20 protein-coding genes and 2 pseudogenes are annotated in these 17,287 nt (G+C 60.3%); 1 reads left to right on the top strand and 21 read right to left on the bottom strand.

The features are described 5' to 3' along the window. Positions 1 to 686 precede the first annotated feature (686 nt). Positions 687 to 923, top strand: coding sequence for a hypothetical protein (locus ETW23_RS17645; protein WP_134830791.1), 237 nt, complete (start codon positions 687 to 689; stop codon positions 921 to 923). Positions 924 to 1,215: 292 nt separating this feature from the next. On the opposite strand, the gene ETW23_RS17650 is transcribed toward ETW23_RS17645, so the two are convergent. From ETW23_RS17650 to rplX, 21 genes and pseudogenes are all read right to left on the bottom strand, one after another. Continuing rightward, a complete protein-coding gene (locus tag ETW23_RS17650) occupies positions 1,216 to 2,304 on the bottom strand; it encodes a 3-deoxy-7-phosphoheptulonate synthase (RefSeq protein WP_134830792.1) in 1,089 nt (362 codons plus the stop codon). 292 nt (positions 2,305 to 2,596) lie between these two features. Beyond that, the gene (locus tag ETW23_RS17655; RefSeq protein ID WP_134830793.1) at positions 2,597 to 5,020 is read right to left on the bottom strand and encodes a CHASE3 domain-containing protein; all 2,424 of its coding nucleotides are present in this window, start codon (positions 5,018 to 5,020) and stop codon (positions 2,597 to 2,599) included. Between the two features lie 173 nt (positions 5,021 to 5,193). Further along, positions 5,194 to 5,622 carry a 50S ribosomal protein L17 gene (gene rplQ, locus ETW23_RS17660; RefSeq protein ID WP_027257365.1) on the bottom strand — a complete coding sequence of 143 codons (429 nt, stop codon included), beginning with the start codon at positions 5,620 to 5,622 and terminating at the stop codon, positions 5,194 to 5,196. 145 nt (positions 5,623 to 5,767) lie between these two features. Beyond that, complete coding sequence (locus ETW23_RS17665) at positions 5,768 to 6,784, bottom strand: DNA-directed RNA polymerase subunit alpha (RefSeq protein WP_129372206.1); 1,017 nt, start codon at positions 6,782 to 6,784, stop codon at positions 5,768 to 5,770. A 112-nt stretch (positions 6,785 to 6,896) separates the two neighbouring features. Next, on the bottom strand, positions 6,897 to 7,286 hold the full coding sequence (gene rpsK, locus ETW23_RS17670) for a 30S ribosomal protein S11 (RefSeq protein WP_129372207.1): 390 nt from the start codon (positions 7,284 to 7,286) through the stop codon (positions 6,897 to 6,899). Positions 7,287 to 7,301: 15 nt separating this feature from the next. Further along, on the bottom strand, positions 7,302 to 7,670 hold the full coding sequence (rpsM, locus tag ETW23_RS17675) for a 30S ribosomal protein S13 (RefSeq protein WP_129372208.1): 369 nt from the start codon (positions 7,668 to 7,670) through the stop codon (positions 7,302 to 7,304). Between the two features lie 270 nt (positions 7,671 to 7,940). After that, on the bottom strand, positions 7,941 to 8,588 hold the full coding sequence (locus tag ETW23_RS17680) for an adenylate kinase (protein ID WP_134830794.1): 648 nt from the start codon (positions 8,586 to 8,588) through the stop codon (positions 7,941 to 7,943). Further along, the gene (gene secY, locus ETW23_RS17685; protein WP_129372210.1) at positions 8,585 to 9,949 is read right to left on the bottom strand and encodes a preprotein translocase subunit SecY; all 1,365 of its coding nucleotides are present in this window, start codon (positions 9,947 to 9,949) and stop codon (positions 8,585 to 8,587) included. Before secY ends, ETW23_RS17680 begins: the two co-directional genes overlap by 4 nt. Positions 9,950 to 10,060: 111 nt before the next feature. Beyond that, positions 10,061 to 10,531, bottom strand: a complete 471-nt coding sequence (gene rplO / locus ETW23_RS17690) for a 50S ribosomal protein L15 (protein ID WP_129372211.1) — start codon at positions 10,529 to 10,531, stop codon at positions 10,061 to 10,063. A gap of 142 nt (positions 10,532 to 10,673) precedes the next feature. Continuing rightward, positions 10,674 to 11,210 carry a hypothetical protein gene (locus ETW23_RS17695; protein WP_134830795.1) on the bottom strand — a complete coding sequence of 179 codons (537 nt, stop codon included), beginning with the start codon at positions 11,208 to 11,210 and terminating at the stop codon, positions 10,674 to 10,676. Between the two features lie 223 nt (positions 11,211 to 11,433). Next, positions 11,434 to 12,625, bottom strand: a pseudogene (locus ETW23_RS17700) (IS3 family transposase). Between the two features lie 303 nt (positions 12,626 to 12,928). Further along, positions 12,929 to 13,141, bottom strand: coding sequence for a DUF1127 domain-containing protein (locus ETW23_RS17705; protein ID WP_134830796.1), 213 nt, complete (start codon positions 13,139 to 13,141; stop codon positions 12,929 to 12,931). A 268-nt stretch (positions 13,142 to 13,409) separates the two neighbouring features. After that, entirely contained in the window at positions 13,410 to 13,622 is a 213-nt protein-coding gene (locus tag ETW23_RS17710; protein ID WP_129372213.1) for a DUF1127 domain-containing protein, read from the bottom strand. Between the two features lie 244 nt (positions 13,623 to 13,866). Continuing rightward, positions 13,867 to 14,055: a 50S ribosomal protein L30 gene (gene rpmD / locus ETW23_RS17715; RefSeq protein WP_129372214.1), complete on the bottom strand. Its 189-nt coding sequence runs from the start codon at positions 14,053 to 14,055 to the stop codon at positions 13,867 to 13,869. A 13-nt stretch (positions 14,056 to 14,068) separates the two neighbouring features. Further along, positions 14,069 to 14,638, bottom strand: a complete 570-nt coding sequence (rpsE, locus tag ETW23_RS17720; RefSeq protein WP_129372215.1) for a 30S ribosomal protein S5 — start codon at positions 14,636 to 14,638, stop codon at positions 14,069 to 14,071. A 130-nt stretch (positions 14,639 to 14,768) separates the two neighbouring features. After that, positions 14,769 to 15,128, bottom strand: coding sequence for a 50S ribosomal protein L18 (gene rplR / locus ETW23_RS17725; RefSeq protein ID WP_027257354.1), 360 nt, complete (start codon positions 15,126 to 15,128; stop codon positions 14,769 to 14,771). Positions 15,129 to 15,139: 11 nt separating this feature from the next. Then, entirely contained in the window at positions 15,140 to 15,673 is a 534-nt protein-coding gene (gene rplF / locus ETW23_RS17730) for a 50S ribosomal protein L6 (RefSeq protein ID WP_129372216.1), read from the bottom strand. Between the two features lie 12 nt (positions 15,674 to 15,685). After that, positions 15,686 to 16,077, bottom strand: a pseudogene (rpsH, locus tag ETW23_RS17735) (30S ribosomal protein S8). Positions 16,078 to 16,090: 13 nt separating this feature from the next. After that, on the bottom strand, positions 16,091 to 16,396 hold the full coding sequence (rpsN, locus tag ETW23_RS17740; RefSeq protein WP_129372217.1) for a 30S ribosomal protein S14: 306 nt from the start codon (positions 16,394 to 16,396) through the stop codon (positions 16,091 to 16,093). A gap of 20 nt (positions 16,397 to 16,416) precedes the next feature. Next, the gene (gene rplE, locus ETW23_RS17745) at positions 16,417 to 16,980 is read right to left on the bottom strand and encodes a 50S ribosomal protein L5 (RefSeq protein ID WP_129372218.1); all 564 of its coding nucleotides are present in this window, start codon (positions 16,978 to 16,980) and stop codon (positions 16,417 to 16,419) included. Further along, positions 16,980 to 17,285: a 50S ribosomal protein L24 gene (gene rplX / locus ETW23_RS17750; RefSeq protein WP_027257351.1), complete on the bottom strand. Its 306-nt coding sequence runs from the start codon at positions 17,283 to 17,285 to the stop codon at positions 16,980 to 16,982. The genes rplE and rplX overlap by 1 nt, the downstream gene beginning before the upstream one ends. Positions 17,286 to 17,287: the final 2 nt, after the last annotated feature.

Raw genomic sequence — 17,287 nt, forward strand, 5'->3', positions numbered from 1 at the left:
CCAGCTAAGCATTCTAGACTGGCCGCGCATTTGCCAGCGTGAGTATTACGAATGCAAAGATGCGCGGAGGATGTGCCGGCCTAATTTAGCCCTGCGTGCAGTTCGCGCTTCTTTTTCCGCGGGCGCCAAGGAAAGGACAATCGAATGACACCTGAAACAAGAGAGCTGTCCATAAAGCTGGCCTCTGTCAGAGCTGCCTGAGAAAGGGTTCCTGCCGGGCCGCGGAAAGATACTGCCTGGAAGCATTACCGGCTGGCCGAGCTGGCGCAGAGCGAGGAAAACGATGCCGAAATGTACAAGGGGCTTGATGCGGCAAAACTAGCCCTCGTGTAACCTTCCTGTTCCGGACCGGTTTACCGGCCGCCCAGGTTTCACCCGAGGGCGGCCGCTTCATTTCAGAAGCGGTCCAGCCTGATCCAGATACGCCGGATCGAAATCCGCCAGTGCCACCAGGCGGTCAAAACTGCCGAACTTCACATAACCGTCGCAAAAGCTGACAACTTTCTTGTAAAAGGGCTATTTTTGATGGCGTTCATGGCCCCCCGGACAGACGCAGCAGTTCAGAACGCCCCCAGGACAGTGACTGCTCTCGATCAGCCCAGCATACTCCGTTTTCTGCAAAGATGCCCTTCATCACCAGTCTGCCACATTGGCTTGATATGCAATGCAAGAAAGGAAAATGCAGGATGCCTGAGTATTCCGGCAATGCTGGAATGGCCGCCCTATCAATTTGCGAGGCGCTGCTGCTTGCCATCAATGACCTCCAAGTGTTGCCGGAGCATGAAATCACCGGAATCCTCCGTGACGCTGCAGCCTCACATGAAAACGCTGCCGGTACGGATGCAGAAGTCGCGATTCACAAGGCAGCGGCTGCTCTGATCAATCAGATCATCGCCAACGGAAACTCTGTCCGGCGGACGTGAACGCGGCTCTCGGCAAGCGGTGCGAAGGACTGAAATCCTGAAGCGATCAATGCTTTGCAAAGCCCGCTTCCTGCGCAAAGGTGCCGCTCGTGCTAGGCGCAGCATTCGGCGCTCTGGGTTCTCCTGTTGATTTCGCTGCGCGAAAGAAGAAGGGCTGCTCTGCTGAAAATCGCATGGGCTGAGTATTGACCAAAGCAACACGATAGATGTTCTCCACCAGAAAGAAGCAGACGGCCGGCAAGGCGCATCAGGCCTTCTTCCTTGCCGGCATCCTCGCAGTCCCTTTGCGGCATCAGGCCTCTGCCAAGCTCGGTGCAGCAGCCCGCGCCGCATGGGCACGCCGCGCGGTGACAGCTTCTGCCAGCGCCTCCAGCTCTTGTACTGTATCCTCCCAGCCCAGGCAGCCGTCGGTAACCGACTGCCCGTAAGTGAGGTCCCCTTTGCCCAGGTCCTGACGGCCCGCCACCAGATGGCTTTCCACCATCACCCCGGTAATGCGGCTGTCGCCGCCTGCGATCTGGCCCGCTACATCGCGCAGCACGGCGGGCTGCTTCATGGGATCCTTGCCGCTGTTGGCATGGCTGGCGTCGATCATCACATGGCCGCGGATGCCGTCTTTTTCCGCCAGCCTGCAGGCCGCATCGACCGAGGCGGCGTCATAATTGGTGCCGCCGCCGCCGCGCAGGATCAAGTGGCAGTCCGGGTTGCCGCTGGTCGCCGCAATTGCCGCGCGGCCCGATTTGGCCAATGCCATGAAATGATGCGGATGCGCCGCCGAGCGCACCGCGTCCACTGCGATCTGCAGATTGCCGCGGGTGCCGTTCTTGAAGCCCACCGGGCAGCTGAGGCCTGAGGCCATCTCGCGGTGGATCTGGCTTTCGGTGGTGCGGGCGCCGATGGCGGCCCAGGCCACCAGATCCGAGATGTATTGCGGCACCGCCGTGTCCAGAAACTCAGTTCCGACCGGCAGGCCCAGGCTGTTGATGTCCAGGCACAGACGGCGGGCCAGCCCCAGGCCTTCGTTGATGCGGAACGAGCCGTCGAGGCCGGGATCGTTGATCAGCCCTTTCCAGCCCGAGATGGTGCGGGGTTTCTCGAAATAGACCCGCATCACAACCTCCAGCTCACCCGCCAGCCGTTGGCGCAGCGGTGCCAGCCGTTCGGCATACTCCATCGCCGCCTTGGGGTCGTGAATCGAACAGGGGCCGACCACAGCGACAACACGGTCATCGCGATCATGCAGCACATCCTGGATGGCGGTGCGGCTGGCCAGCACGGTATCTGTGGCCGCCGCCGTGCCGGGTAGCTGGGATGCGAGGTCTTCCGGCGAGATCAGCTCCTGCATGCCGGTGATACGGAGATTTTCGGTCTGGGGTGTCATGTTTCAGCTTCCTTGGCGGGGGCCCTTGGCGCTGCGGCGGATACGAAAAAACCGCCGGCTGCTGCGGGCGGTTGGTGGTATCCTGGTGCGTTCCGATATCTTAGCTCAGAATGCGCTGACCCCTCCGTCCGCCATGTGGCGCGGATAAAAGAAATACCAGAATGCGGCATAGCTACGGGTCATGAGCCGGACGCTAGCGGAGATTCGCCGGGCTGTCACCCCGGAAAATCCTCCCTGAAAAGGCAACAGGCCCTCCACCAGGGAGAGCCTGTGCGGCGGTTTCCTCTGCGACTCAGAAATCCTGCCAGAGGTCGCGGGCTGCATTTCCGTCTGCCGCCGGCGCTGCTGCGGGCGGGGCCGGGTTGGCCTCCAGGTCCCAATCATCGCTGCCATGGGCTGAGGGCGCCATGGCAGCCGGCGCCGCGGAAACCGGGGCGGATGCGGCTGCAAGGGCACCGCCGCCGGCCACCTGGAAGCGGGCGACCAGATCCGACAGCTTACCCGCATCGCTGTTCAGCAGATGGCCTGCTGCCGTGGCTTCCTCGACCATGGCCGCGTTCTGCTGGGTAACCTGATCCAGCTGGGTGACGCCGGTATTGATCTCAAGCAGGCCGGTGGATTGCTCCTCGGCGCCTTCTGCGATCTCGGAGACCAGTTGCGAGATATGGCTGACCTGGCCGACAATCGACTGCAGTGCGTCACCGGCGCGGCCGACCAGGTCCACCCCCTCCCCGACCTGACGTGAACTGTCGCCGATCAGAGTTTTGATCTCCATCGCCGCGTCCGAAGACCGCTGCGCCAGCGCCCGCACCTCGGACGCCACCACCGCAAAGCCGCGACCGGCCTCGCCCGCGCGGGCGGCCTCGACCCCGGCGTTCAGCGCCAAAAGGTTGGTCTGGAAGGCGATGTCGTCAATCACCGAGATGATCTGGGAAATCTTCTTCGAGCTGGCCTCGATCCCGCTCATGGCGGCCACGGCGCTTTGCACCACCTCGCCGCTGCTTTCGGCCTCCTGGCGGGCTTCGCGCACGGTTGCCTCGACATTACGGGCACCTTCGGCGGCGGATTTCACCGAGGCCGTCAGCTCATCAATCGCGGCAGCGGTTTCTTCGAGCGTTGCCGCCTGGCTTTCGGTCCGGTGGGACAGATCGTCGGAGGCCTGACTGATCTCTGCAGAACCGCTGCGGATGCTGGTGGCGGCTTCGATCACCTGCTGCACCGTGGCGTTCAGATTGTCGATGGAGCCGTTGAAATCAGCGCGCAGCTGTTCGTATTCCTCCGGGAATTCCTCGGCGATGCGGATGGTCAGATCGCCGTGCGACAGCCGCGCCAGACGCTCGCTCAGCTGCTGGACCACATTGCCCAGTTCGGCGTCTTTGCTTTCCGCCTTCTGCGCTTCCGCCTCCTGCATCCGCAGCAGTTCAGCGCGGAATTTATCCAGCGCGCGGGCCATATCGCCGACCTCGTCGCCGCGGGTCTGGCCCTTGATCTCCACCGCGTTGTTGCCCTCGGCCAGACCCCGCATCGACACCACAATGCGCCGCAGGCCCGAAGCGATGCCGGAGCCGGTGATCAGCGCCATCACCGCGCCGATCAGGATCGCCGCAGCAATTGCCCCCGGAATCATGATCCGGGTCTGGGCGGCTAGCGCCTCATTGGCGGCGCGGCGGGCGGCCATTGCCTCGGCCCCTTTCGCCTCGATCGTCTCCATGGTGGCACGGAAGCTGTCGAAATACGCCTTGCCCTGCCCCTGAGCGACAAGATCGGCCATGTCATCCATAGTCGCCGCGCTGCCGATCACCCGGCGCAGCTGCAGCATCGGAACCACCACGCTGCTGCGCCATTCGTCAACGATTTTGGCCACGTTATCCAGGCGGTTTGCCTGCATCAGATTGTCGGCCAGCGCTAGGTGGAGGTCGGCCAGCACCTCGTTGAAGCGCCCGTTGCCCTCCATATACGGTTCGAGAAATTCCCGGTCGCCCGCCAGAAGAAAGCCGCGCATCCCGGTTTCCATGTCGACCGCCGCCGACAGCAGATCCTTGGCGCTGCTGATGACCTTGTGGGTCTGCTCCACCGCCTGCAGCGAGGTGTTCAGGTAATCCGGATCGGCAATCCCGGCGTTTACCAGGGAAGAAAAGGTGTTGCGCCGGTTGTTCAGCTCGACTTCCTCTTCCTCAATGACCTTAGCCATCTCCGCACGGAAGTTCTCGAAGTAGACCCTGCCCTTGGACTGTTTCACCTCTGCCGCCATGTCGTTCATGGTCAGGGCGTCGCCGATATCGCGGCGCAACGCGATGGCGCCGGCCGCGACATCCTCCTGCCAGCCGGCCAAAGTCTGCTCCGCCGTATCGAGGTCAGCCAGCAAGTCCGGATTGCCCGCGGCCAGGCTGCGCAAACGATCCAGGGAGCCGGCAACTTTGGCGCTGCCGTTCTCAAACGGCACCAGATATTCATCCTGCCCGGCCAGCAGATAGCCCCGCAGCCCGGCCTCCATGCCTGAGGCGGCTTCGGCCAGCGCCTGCGCTTCGGTCAAAATCTCCTGGGTGTGGTCAACAGCCTGCGCAGTCTTGTCCATGCGGCCCAGGTTCACCACCGCCAGCACCCCGACCCCAAGAACCAGCAGCAGCGGGAACACCGCCACCGAAACGATCTTTGTCTTGGTGCTGAGGTTCGCCAGTGAGAACCGCCTGGCCGCGGGTGTCTTCTTTACTGCCATCACATCCGTCCCGGAACTTGCTTGTTTGCGACAGTAAAATCAGAAGAAAATTACGATTCCCTTTCGCACAAAAAATGCATTCTAAACATTGTCCGGATGCCGTCAGGTAACGAAAAACCCCCGCTCCGGGCGGAGCGGGGGCCAGATAGCTGAACCTGATAATTCAGCGTGATTTATTCGTCAGCTTCAGCAGCTGCTTCTGCTGCTTCCAGGCGGGCCTTGTCGGCGGCACCTTTGGCGGCAGTGTCGCGGTCGACAAACTCGATGATCGCCATCGGAGCCATGTCGCCGTAACGGAAGCCGGCCTTCAGGATACGGACATAGCCGCCCTGACGGTCCTTGTAGCGCGGGCCCAGAACCTCGAACAGTTTTGCGACGTCCTTGTCCTGCTTTAGCTTGGACGCGGCCTGACGGCGGGCGTGCAGGTCGCCGCGCTTTGCCAGGGTGATCATCTTTTCGATGATCGGGCGCAGTTCTTTTGCTTTGGGCAGGGTTGTCTTGATCTGCTCGTGTTCGATCAGCGAGCCGCACATGTTCGAAAACAGGGCTTTGCGGTGCTCATGAGTACGGTTCAGGCGGCGGTAACCACGTGCGTGACGCATTTCTAAATTCCTTATCTTGCGTTTTTGCTTTGTCAGGCAGCTGATGCGTGTCGGCTGCTCACCTTGGGGCAGAAGCCCGTGTCTTCCCCGGCCAAACCCGGGAATGGTTTGGGGAGGGCCAGTGCCCTCCCCTCAAAGACGCGCTTTAGAAGCTGTCTTCGAATTTCTTGGCCAGATCTTCGATGTTGTCCGGCGGCCAGTCCTCGACGTCCATGCCAAGGTGCAGACCCATGCCCGACAGCACTTCTTTGATCTCGTTCAGCGACTTGCGGCCGAAGTTCGGCGTGCGCAGCATTTCTGCTTCGGTCTTCTGGATGAGATCGCCGATATAGACGATGTTGTCGTTCTTCAGGCAGTTTGCCGAGCGCACGGACAGTTCCAGCTCGTCCACTTTCTTGAGCAGAAGCGGGTTGAACTCGAGACCGTCGTCCTCGTCCTGACGGTTTGCCGATTCCGGCTCGTCGAAGTTGACGAAGATCGACAGCTGGTCCTGCAGAATGCGGGCGGCATAGGCCACGGCGTCATCCGGCGTGATGGAGCCGTCGGTTTCCACCTTCATGGTCAGCTTGTCATAGTCCAGAACCTGGCCCTCACGGGTCGGCTGAACGTCATAGGAGACCTTCTTGACCGGCGAATAGATCGCGTCGATCGGGATCAGGCCGATCGGTGCGTCTTCCGGCTTGTTCTTCTCTGCCGAGACATAGCCTTTGCCGGTGTTCACGGTCAATTCCATGAACAGGTCGGCACCGTCGTCCAGGTGGCAGATGACGTGATCGCGGTTCAGAACCTCGATGCCGGCGGTTTCGGCAATGTCACCAGCAGTGACAACAGCCGGGCCCTTGGCATTGATCGACAGGCGCTTGGGGCCTTCGACTTCCATGCGCAGGGATACGCCCTTGAGGTTCAGGATGATGTCGGTGACGTCTTCGCGCACACCGGCAACAGACGAAAACTCGTGCAGCACGTTGTCGATCTGCACGCTGGTGATGGCCGCGCCTTGCAGCGAGCTCATCAGAACGCGGCGCAGCGCGTTGCCCAGGGTCAGGCCGAAACCGCGTTCCAGCGGCTCTGCGACGACAGTCGCCTGACGTGCAGGATCGTTGCCCGGCTTCACTTCCAGCTGTGCCGGCTTGATCAGCTCTGCCCAGTTCTTATGGATCATGCGTTCCCTCCATTCCTGTCCTTGCCCCATGTCCGAAAGGCCAAGGACGCCCGAGGTTTAAATGACGCACTGGGGCCCTGCGAATCAAGCGGGGCCCCAGCAAAAATTCGAATTAGACGCGACGGCGCTTCGGCGGGCGGCAGCCGTTGTGCGCGATCGGGGTCACATCACGGATCGAAGTGATGTTGAAACCGACGGCAGCCAGTGCGCGCAGAGCCGATTCACGGCCAGAGCCGGGGCCCTGAACTTCGACTTCCAGCGTCTTCACACCGTGATCCTGGGCTTTCTTGCCCGCATCCTCGGCAGCCATCTGGGCCGCGTAAGGCGTGGATTTCCGCGAGCCTTTGAAGCCCATGGTACCGGCCGACGACCAGGAGATCGCGTTGCCCTGCACGTCGGAGATCAGGATTTTGGTGTTGTTGAACGACGAGTTCACATGCGCAACACCGGTTGCGATGTTCTTGCGCTCTTTCTTCTTAACGCGTGTCTTATCACGTGCCATTGGTCAAACCCTCCCTTACTTCTTCTTACCAGCGATGGCCTTTGCGGGGCCTTTGCGGGTGCGAGCGTTGGTGTGGGTACGCTGACCGCGGACCGGCAGGTTGCGGCGGTGGCGCAGGCCACGGTAGCAGCCAAGATCCATCAGACGTTTGATGTTCATCTGAGTTTCACGGCGCAGGTCGCCTTCGACGGTGAAGTTGGCGTCGATGTGCTCGCGCACGGCCAGGACTTCTGCGTCGCTGAGTTCGTTCACACGGCGGGTCGCGTCGATGCCAACGGCTTCGCAGATAGCTTTCGCCGAGGTATTACCGATACCGGTGATGTAGGTGAGGGCGATGGGAACCCGCTTTGCAGTCGGGATGTTAACGCCGGCAATACGTGCCACGTGTCACTTTCCTTTTCGTTGCGGTTCCGTAGCGCCGGAACCTTTTTTCACAACACTTGACCGTGGCAGTGTGGCCAGAGGGTCCAGCATTTCGAGGTGATAAAGCAGGCAAACGAATCTGCCCGCCGGGAATCATTCCCAGAAGGGATGTGGGTAACTAGGGGCTGGGAAATGGGCCGTCAAGCCCTAAAGAAAAAGCCCCGCCGGACCGGCAGGGCTTGGCTGTTCAGGCAGCTGGCAGAGCGGCTGCCCTGCTGCCTGCAATGTGCGTTATTCGCCCATAATCCAGGCCATCGTCTTGCGCACTTCCTGGATCGAGGCAAGGCCGTCCAGACGCTGCAGATTGCCCTTGGCATAGTAGTAGCCAATAAGGGGCGAGGTCTTTTTGTAATACTCCATCAGACGGGTCCTGAGGCTGTCCTCATTGTCGTCCGCACGGCGTTTCACATCATCGCTGCCGCAGTTGGCGCATTTGCCGTCCGCCGGCCAGGGCTTGGTCTGGTCATGGTAGACCTCGCCGCAGCCGCCGCAGGTGGAGCGGCCGGTGATGCGGGTGACCAGCGCGTCATCATCGACCTGCATCTCGATCACCGCATCAAGCTTCAGACCCATCTCGTCCAGCAGCTTGGCCAGCGCATCGGCCTGCGCAAGGGTGCGCGGGAAGCCGTCGAAGATAAAACCGCCCTCGGCGCCCTCGCGCAGTTTCTCGCGGATCAGGCCAATGACGATCTGGTCGGTGACCAGCTTGCCTTCGGCCATGATGGCAGCAACCTTCTTGCCCATTTCGGTTCCGGAGGTCTGGGCCTCGCGCAGCATATCACCGGTGCTGAGTTGCACCATGCCGCGGGATTCAACCAGGTAGCGCGCTTGCGTACCTTTGCCCGCCCCCGGCGGGCCAAGAAGGATAATGTTGCTCATCGGCGAGAGGGTCCCCGTTTTGTCCGTTTTTTGTTGCGCCCGCGCAGCTGGCTTTTCTCAATAAGCCCCTCATACTGATGCGCGAGGAGGTGGCTTTGCACCTGTTGGATGGTGTCCATAGTGACGGATACCACAATAAGAACGGAGGTGCCGCCAAAATAGACGGGGATGGCGAATTGGCCGCGGAGGACCTCGGGCAGCAGGCAGACCAGCGCCAGGTAGCCGGAGCCGAGAACCAGGATGCGGTTGACCACGTACTCGATGTATTCTGCGGTTTTCTTGCCGGGACGGATGCCGGGAACAAAGCCGTTCTGGTTCTTCAGGTTGTTCGCCACGTCATCCGGTTTGAAGGAGACGTTGAAGGTGTAGAAATAGGCAAAGAACACGATCATCGCGACGAAGAACAACAGGTACAAAGGCTGGCCGGGGCCGAAGTTTGCCAAGAGCCAGGACATCACCGGGCCGGTTGCAGCACCCGAGGAGAACGCCGAGATGGTGGTCGGCAGCAGCAAGAGCGACGAGGCGAAGATCGCCGGGATCACGCCCGCCGGGTTCACCTTGACCGGCAGATGCGAGGAGCCGCCGTCATAGACCTTCATGCCGACCTGGCGGCGCGGGTACTGGATGTGGATCTTGCGCAGGGCGCGCTCCATGAACACGACAAACATGATCACGCCGATCACCATCAGGATCACACCGATGATCACGGCGGGGCTGATCGCACCGGAACGGCCGGAGGCAAAGAACTGGGCAATCGCTGCCGGAACCTCGGCGATGATGCCGACAAAGATGATCAGCGAGATACCGTTGCCGATGCCGCGCTGGGTGATCTGCTCGCCCAGCCACATCAGGAACATGGTGCCGCCGACCAGGGTGATCATGCAGGCCATGCGGAAATACATGCCCGGATCGGTCGCCAGATCACCCGATTCCAGCGACACCGCCAGCCCATAGGCCTGCGCGGTCGCCAGCGCCACGGTGCCGTAGCGGGTGTACTGGTTGATCTTCTTGCGGCCCTGTTCACCCTCTTTCTTGAGCTGCTCAAGCGAGGGCACCATCGAAGTCAGAAGCTGAACGATAATGGAGGCGGAGATATAGGGCATGATGCCGAGGGCAAAAATCCCCATCCGGCCAAGCGCGCCGCCGGTGAACATCGACACCATGCCGCCGATGCCCTGGCCTGCCTGCTCCATGAACTGGCGCAGGGCGCCTGAATCAATGCCCGGAACCGGAATGAACGTGCCCAGGCGATAGACAATCAAAAGGCCGATCGTGAACAGGATCCGGTTGCGCAGATCCGTGGCCTTGCCCAGGGCAGCCCAGCTGGTGTTCGCCGCCATTTGTTCTGCTGCTGATACCATGAAAAGGTCTCTTCTTTAGCGAAACGCCGCCCGGAACCGTTTTCCGGCTCGGGCGGCGTTCTAGGAAAACTCGAAGACTATGTAAGCGGCATTGGCGCCGCTCACAAGCCGTTACTCTGCGGCGGCTGCAGTTGCCACAGTCAGAGCGCCGCCAGCTTTTGCAACAGCGTCAACGGCAGCTGCCGATGCACCGGTCACAGTGATGGTGGCTTTGGCGGTGATTTCACCTTTGGCCAGGACGCGGACGCCGTCCAGCTTGCGGCGTACCAGACCCGATGCGATCATCGAATCTTCGGTGATGTCCGCAGCGTCCAGCTTGCCCAGGTCGATGAATTTCTGGATCAGACCCAGGTTCACAACGGCGTATGCCTTGCGGTTCGGCTTGTTGAAGCCGCGCTTGGGCAGACGCTGGTACAAGGGCATCTGACCGCCTTCGTAACCGTTGATCGACACACCCGAACGGGATTTCTGGCCTTTGATACCACGGCCGCCCATTTTGCCTTTGCCGGAGCCGGGGCCACGGGCAACGCGCATGCGTTTTTTGGTTGCGCCAGGATTGTCGCTGAGTTCGTGAAGTTTCATGTCGCTTCTCCTTGCCGGATGTGGCCCCCGAAGCGTGATGGGCCAACCGCGGCGTTTCTTGATTGGTGATTCCATGGCGCAGAACGCCACCGGGTGCCTATAGACCCGATGGAGGATGGGTTCAAGGGTTACGCATCCACATTCAAGCGACGACTGGTTCAAGGCCCTTTGGAATGAACTTCGCCTCAAGCCTCACTCGCCCCGGCAATCGAGCTCCCATCAACTCCAAATCGTCGGCACAGAACTCCACTAGAGGCATTCCTCGCTCTAGTTCCGCCCACAATTGGCGCCCCAAATTTCGAAGCTCGGGTGTTTGTATGCAACGAACGCTATGAAGCCATATCATTGCTCCTGCCGCATCGGACAACTGGCCTTCTTTTTGAAATGTGCGGATCAGCTTGTTCAATCGAAGACCGGCGGTATCGTCATCAATTCCGTTGGAATAAAGCCCAACATCCAAGGCGCTTTCCGAAATCACTCCCCTCTCAAGTAAATTTAGGCGAATGGTAGTCGCTACAACTAACATCATGCCTAACTCTTGACTGGCCGCACCCTTCAGCGACTCCAAGAAACGAAGAAGATCATCACGCATTGTATCTGCGATCTTCTTCTGGGCTTTTGCTTTAAGCCAGCCAAACATAACAACCTCGATGAGTGTACGCCGTATGATATTCACCATTTAGGTTTCTCAAGTCGTCGACAAGTAGAAACCACCCGCCAAGGCCCCTGCCCTGCCGGTTGCGCGTCCTGCCGCTGTCTGTATCCGTTCCGTTGCTGGCCGTCCGGTAAAGGGTGGCGCCGCCGCCGGGGTGGAGATGGGATGGGGCTGCCCCCATGCGAAAATGCTTCTTGCGCGCTCCGGGTGAGCTACTCCCCAATTGTTGGACAGGTTCTGGCGTAATTTAAGCTACTCTCTGCTCCTGCTGATCGGGTTGGGTTTTGTGTTTTCTCAGCCAATAGACCACGGCCGGGGGTTTGCCGCCAAGGGCGGAATGTGGGCGTTTTCGGTTGTAGAACTCGATCCACTTTCCGACGCCGACCTTCGCCTCTGATCCGGTCTCCCAAGCATGCAAGTAGACGCATTCGTATTTCAGGCTCCGCCAAAGCCGCTCGACGAAGATGTTATCGAGGAACCGGCCTTTGCCATCCATCGAGATGCGCACACCGGATCGCCACAGCCTGTCCGTCCAGGCGAAGGACGTGAACTGGCTGCCCTGATCTGTATTCATGATCTCGGGCGGGCCGAACTTGTGGATGGCCTCGTTCAGCGCCTCGACACAGAAGTCCGCTTCCAGCGTGTTCGAGATGCGCCAGGCCAGCACCTTGCGCGTGTGCCAGTCAATGATCGCCACCAGATACAGGAACCCCTTGCGCATTGGCAGATAGGTGATGTCTGCCGCCCAGACCTGGTTCGGGCGCCCCACCCGCAGACCACGCAGCAGATAGGGGTAGGTCTTGTGCCCCTTCGCAGCCCTGCCCCCTCTCGCACATGCTTTGCATGTGCTGCCGGGCAGCGGGTGTTGGGCTTCTGGTAGATCGGCATGAGCCCCATCACCCTCATCAGCCGCCTGATCCGCTTTTCGTTCACCAAATGACCTTCATTGCGCAGATGCCAAGTCATCTGCCGCACACCGAAGAACGGCGTTTCCAGGAACTGTTCGTCGATCCGGCGCATCAGCATCAGGTTCAGAGCCGTCTCGCCTTTGGGCTGATAATAGAACGACGACCGCGAGATCGACAGCAGCTTGCACTGCTTGCTAATGGGCAGATTGGCATTGGCAGGCTCGATCATTTTCCTCCTCACTTGCCGATCCACGGTTTGAGCTTTCGTGACAAAAAATCGTTGGCAACGGCCAGCTCCCCAATCTTGGCGTGCAGCTCTTTGACCTGTTCTTCGTCAATCTCCTGGGGCTTCCTGCCGCCGCGCTTGAACACGCCGGACGCGCCCTCCAGAAGAGCCCGCTTCCAGCTGTGGATCATCGTTGGGTGAACGCCAAACTGGCTCGCCAGCTCAGCAACAGTCCGCTCGCCCTTCAGAGCCTCAAGCGCGACTTTCGCTTTGAAATCGGGCGAATGGTTCTTCCGTTTCGACATCTCTGATCTCCTCTTCGTCGAAGATCAGCAGACAGCAAATCGCAGCTTACGTCAGTGTCCGAAATTCAGGGGGTAGCTCAGGGTGCCACGCCGGAACCCTGCTCCAGGTGCCGGGGGTGTCAGGCCCGGCGGGTGATCATGACCGGGGAACAGCATGGCGCATCCGGGTTAAATCCGCGTGGGCAGTGCGAACGGCGCCTGCGCAACACCTCTGCAAACAAAAACGCCCCCGCCGGGATGGCAGGGGCGCTTTCGGGCCGGGCTTTCGGAGAGGGAGGAGGATCCGTCAGCCGGCCGATGAGGTTACTTGCCGTAAACGTGTTCACGCGCGACGCCGGGGATGGCGCAGCGGGTCAGGCCGATGTCGGCCAGATCGCGGGCAGACATCGCGCGCAGGGCGTTGACGGTCGCCTTGTAGTCGCGGCGCAGCTTCCAGTTCTGGATCAGCCCGGCGGCAAAGCCTGCGAAACGGGCTGAAATCCCGGCGGAGGGTGCGGAGAGAGTTGAATATGCCATTGTTCTTGTTCCTTCGCTGCGCTGCCGGAGCGGGCCTCCGGCGCGTTGCTTGATCTGTTCGTCTGAAGTGAACGGCACATAAGGACGGCACGGACCGGGATCAACGGATGCTTTGGTCTGGCGGCTATGCAGCACCCGCATAGCACGATTGCGTGAGTTTCCTTCAAAGGCGCGCAAAAGAAAACGCCCCCGCCCGGCGGGGGCAGGAGCGCTTTGGCCCGGACACAAAGGAGGAGGAGGAGAGTAGCGTCCGGGAAGGAGGAAATTCTTAGCCGTAGACGTGCTGACGGGCCAGGTCGGCGATATCGTCGCGACGCACGCCGATGTCCGAAAGCTCATGATCGCTCAGCGCGTCCAGTTCATTGTAGGTGCGCTGGAATTCACGGGCTTTCACCCAGGAATCGGCCAGGCCTTCCACGGCGGAACGGATGCGGGCGGTGAGGCTGTGGGTGCTGTGTGCGGTGCTGATAACATGTGCCATCGTAACAATCCTTATCTCTGATACCGGGCATATTCCCGGTGGTCTGTGTTTGGTCATTTGCTGTGACCCCGAGATAGGGAGCCGCTGCGATTCCAACAACTGACACAACCGGCAAGCCGCTATGCACGCGGCGCAAGGGGCTTTTCCCGCAGGCAAACGCCCTGCCCCGGCCCTGCGCTGTCCCAAAACGAAAAACGCCCCCGGTTTCCCGGAGGCGTTTTTTAGTCAGGGATCGAAAAGAGGCTTAGCCGCGCTCTTCGATGATCTGAACCATATGCGAGATCGAGTTGACCATGCCGCGGACCGAAGGAGTATCCTCCAGCTCACGGGTTTTGTGCATCTTGTTCAGGCCCAGGCCAATCAGCGTTGCGCGCTGTTTGGCAGGACGGCGGATCGGCGAGCCGATCTGCTTGATCACGATGGTTTTTGCCATGTCTCTCTACTCCTTACGCTTCAGCTTCGGCAGCTGCCGGTGCTTCGTCCCGCTTGGGCAGGATGTCAGCGACCTTTTTGCCGCGGCGCTGAGCCACCGAACGCGGGCTCTGCTCTTTGGACAGGCCGTTCAGGGTGGCGCGGATCATGTTGTAGGGGTTCTGCGAACCGATCGACTTCGAAACAACGTCTTTGACGCCAAGCATTTCGAAGACAGCACGCATCGGACCACCTGCGATGATACCGGTACCTTCAGGCGCGGTACGCATCACAACTTTGCCTGCGCCGTGACGGCCGGCCATGTCGTGGTGCAGGGTGCGGCCCTCTTTCAGCGGCACGCGGACCATCTGGCGCTTGGCCTGCTCGGTCGCCTTGCGGATCGCTTCGGGCACTTCTTTCGCTTTACCCTTGCCAAAGCCGACGCGGCCTTTTTGGTCGCCAACAACAACCAGGGCTGCAAAACCAAAGCGCTTACCGCCTTTTACGGTTTTGGAGACGCGGTTGATCGCGACCAGGCGATCTGCGAATTCCGGTGTCTCGTCACGGTCGCGGCGGTTGCCACGGCGGTTATCACGTTCTGCCATCAGGCATTCCTTTTAAGAGAGGCGCACTGCACAAAGCACGGGGCGCCTGTTGTTCCAATCCTGGTGACACCCGGACAAAGCCCGGGGTCCCGGATCATCGGGGCGGTCCCGAAAGACCGCCCGCAATAGATTAGATCTTCAGGCCGCCTTCACGCGCAGCGTCGGCCAGAGCCTTCACCTTGCCGTGAAACAGGAAGCCGCCGCGATCGAAGTAGGCTTCGCTGACACCGGCCGCTTTTGCGCGTTCGGCGATCAGAGCACCAACTTTGGTCGCTGCTTCGACGTTGTTTTTGCCAACAACGCCGAGATCTTTTTCCAGGGTCGAAGCGGAGGCCACGGTCACGCCGCGCAGGTCGTCGATCAATTGAACAGAGATGTTCTTGTTCGAACGGTGCACAGAAAGACGCGGACGGCCTGCGTTCACTTTGCGAAGCTTGTTCCGGACGCGCAGCCGGCGCTTCAGAAACAGGGTACGTTTGCTGTTTGCCATTTTGCTGGTCCTTACTTCTTCTTGCCTTCCTTGCGGAAGATGAATTCGCCCTTGTAGCGGATGCCTTTGCCTTTGTAGGGCTCGGGACGGCGCCATTCGCGGATTTTCGCCGCGACTTCGCCCACCTGCTGCTGGTCGATACCTTCCACAACGATTTCGGTCTGCTTCGGTGCGGTGATGGTGACGCCATCAGGTGCAGTGAAGTCGACATCGTGGCTGTAGCCCAGGTTCAGCTTCAGGGTGTTGCCCTGCATCTGAGCCCGGTAACCCACACCCTGGATCTCAAGCTCTTTCTTGAAGCCCTGGGTCACGCCGGTCACAAGGTTGGCCACCTGAGTGCGGGACATGCCCCACTGCTGACGGGCACGCTTGGACTTGCCGCGCGGCTCGATGGTGACAACATTGTCGTTGACCGACAGGGTGACATCGTCGGTGGCAGTGAAGGTACGGGCGCCTTTCGGGCCTTTCACTTCGATGGTCTGGCCGGACACGGCAGCGGACACGCCGCTGGGCAGTTCGACCGGTTTTTTACCAATACGGGACATCTGCGAGCCTCCTTAGAAGACGGTGCAGAGCACTTCGCCGCCAACGTTGGCTGCGCGTGCGCTTGCGTCCGACATCACACCCTGGGGGTGGAGACAATCGACACGCCCAGGCCCTGACGGACCGACGGGATGTCATTGACGCCCATGTAAACGCGGCGGCCGGGCTTGGAGACCCGCTTAAGCTCGCGAATGACAGGTTCGCCGTCGAAGTACTTCAGGCTGATTTCGATGGCCGGGTGGCCATTGGCACCAGTCATCTTCTCATAACCGCGGATGTAGCCCTCGTCTGCCAGCACGTCCAGCACCCAGGCCCGCAGCTTGGAAGCCGGGGTCAGGACGGTGGATTTGCCGCGCATCTGAGAGTTACGGATACGGGTGAGCATATCGCCGATAGGATCGTTCATATCTGTCTCTCCCTTACCAGCTCGATTTCACCATGCCGGGGATCTGACCAGCAGAACCCAGCTCGCGCAGCGCAATACGGCTGACCTTCAGCTTACGGTAGTAAGCGTGGGGACGGCCGGTGAGCTGGCAGCGGTTGTGAAGACGGGTTGCCGACGAGTTGCGCGGCAGTTTCGCCAGTTTCAGACGCGCTGTGAAACGCTCTTCCATCGGGCGGCTTTCGTCAGTCGCGATTTCTTTCAGCTCGGCGCGCTTTGCGGCGTATTTTGCCACCAGGCGCTCGCGCTTCTTCTCGCGTTCGATCATGCTTTTCTTAGCCATGGTCTCTATCCTTCCCCCGCTTAGCTGTTGAAGGGCATGTTGAAAGCTTTCAACAGCGCCTTTGCTTCCGCGTCGGTGTTCGCGGTGGTGGCGATCACGATGTCCATGCCCCAGTTTTCATCGATCTTATCAAAATCGATTTCCGGGAACACGAGATGCTCTTTCAAGCCCATGGCATAGTTGCCACGGCCGTCGAAAGAGGTGCCCGAAACACCGCGGAAGTCGCGGATACGGGGCATCGCAATGGTGATCAGACGGTCGAGGAATTCGTACATCCGGTCACCGCGCAGGGTCACCTTGGCGCCCATCGGCATGCCTTCGCGAACGCGGAAGCCGGCGATGGAGTTCTTTGCCACGGTGGTCAGAGCTTTCTGGCCCGCGATGAGGGTCAGATCGGCCTGAGCGGATTTGGCTTTCTTGCTGTCTTTGACAGCAGCGCGGCCGCAGCCGATGTTCAGAACGATTTTCTCCAGCTTGGGGAGCATCATGTCGTTCTTGTAGCCGAACTCTTCTTTCAGGGCGCCACGGATGGTGTCCTTGTACAGAGTCTTCAGGCGCGGGGTGTAGGTTGCAGCGTCAAGCATCAGACAGTCTCCCCGGTGGTCTTGGCGAAGCGCACCTTCTTGCCGTCTTCCTCGCGGAAGCCGACACGGGTTGCTTTGCCGTTGCTGTCCAGCAGCGCCAGGTTCGACAGGTCGATCGGCAGTGCTTTGGGCAGACGGCCGCCCTGTTCGTTTTGCGACTGGCGGGTATGGCGGATGGCCATGTTCACGCCGTCGACGATGGCTTTGCCGGCTTTCGGGTCAACGGAGGCGATAGCGCCTTCTTTGCCTTTGTCTTTGCCGGACAGCACGACGACCTTGTCGCCTTTGCGGAGTTTAGCAGCCATGA

It is taken from the genome of Leisingera sp. NJS201 (assembly GCF_004535885.1).
In the GTDB taxonomy this organism is placed as follows: Bacteria; Pseudomonadota; Alphaproteobacteria; order Rhodobacterales; family Rhodobacteraceae; genus Leisingera.

Bases quoted from the DNA above. Each gene is read 5' to 3' on its own strand.
- ETW23_RS17705 (WP_134830796.1), bottom strand. From the start codon at position 13,141: ATGGCATATTCAACTCTCTCCGCACCCTCCGCCGGGATTTCAGCCCGT.
- rpmD (WP_129372214.1), bottom strand. From the start codon at position 14,055: ATGGCAAAAACCATCGTGATCAAGCAGATCGGCTCGCCGATCCGCCGT.
- ETW23_RS17710 (WP_129372213.1), bottom strand. From the start codon at position 13,622: ATGGCACATGTTATCAGCACCGCACACAGCACCCACAGCCTCACCGCC.
- ETW23_RS17695 (WP_134830795.1), bottom strand. From the start codon at position 11,210: ATGGTGAATATCATACGGCGTACACTCATCGAGGTTGTTATGTTTGGC.
- ETW23_RS17645 (WP_134830791.1), top strand. From the start codon at position 687: ATGCCTGAGTATTCCGGCAATGCTGGAATGGCCGCCCTATCAATTTGC.
- rplE (WP_129372218.1), bottom strand. From the start codon at position 16,980: ATGCTTGACGCTGCAACCTACACCCCGCGCCTGAAGACTCTGTACAAG.
- secY (WP_129372210.1), bottom strand. From the start codon at position 9,949: ATGGTATCAGCAGCAGAACAAATGGCGGCGAACACCAGCTGGGCTGCC.
- rpsE (WP_129372215.1), bottom strand. From the start codon at position 14,638: ATGGCAGAACGTGATAACCGCCGTGGCAACCGCCGCGACCGTGACGAG.
- ETW23_RS17655 (WP_134830793.1), bottom strand. From the start codon at position 5,020: ATGGCAGTAAAGAAGACACCCGCGGCCAGGCGGTTCTCACTGGCGAAC.
- rplR (WP_027257354.1), bottom strand. From the start codon at position 15,128: ATGGCAAACAGCAAACGTACCCTGTTTCTGAAGCGCCGGCTGCGCGTC.
- rplF (WP_129372216.1), bottom strand. From the start codon at position 15,673: ATGTCCCGTATTGGTAAAAAACCGGTCGAACTGCCCAGCGGCGTGTCC.
- rpsN (WP_129372217.1), bottom strand. From the start codon at position 16,396: ATGGCTAAGAAAAGCATGATCGAACGCGAGAAGAAGCGCGAGCGCCTG.
- rpsK (WP_129372207.1), bottom strand. From the start codon at position 7,286: ATGGCACGTGATAAGACACGCGTTAAGAAGAAAGAGCGCAAGAACATC.
- ETW23_RS17650 (WP_134830792.1), bottom strand. From the start codon at position 2,304: ATGACACCCCAGACCGAAAATCTCCGTATCACCGGCATGCAGGAGCTG.
- rplQ (WP_027257365.1), bottom strand. From the start codon at position 5,622: ATGCGTCACGCACGTGGTTACCGCCGCCTGAACCGTACTCATGAGCAC.
- rplO (WP_129372211.1), bottom strand. From the start codon at position 10,531: ATGAAACTTCACGAACTCAGCGACAATCCTGGCGCAACCAAAAAACGC.
- ETW23_RS17680 (WP_134830794.1), bottom strand. From the start codon at position 8,588: ATGAGCAACATTATCCTTCTTGGCCCGCCGGGGGCGGGCAAAGGTACG.
- ETW23_RS17665 (WP_129372206.1), bottom strand. From the start codon at position 6,784: ATGATCCATAAGAACTGGGCAGAGCTGATCAAGCCGGCACAGCTGGAA.
- rplX (WP_027257351.1), bottom strand. From the start codon at position 17,285: ATGGCTGCTAAACTCCGCAAAGGCGACAAGGTCGTCGTGCTGTCCGGC.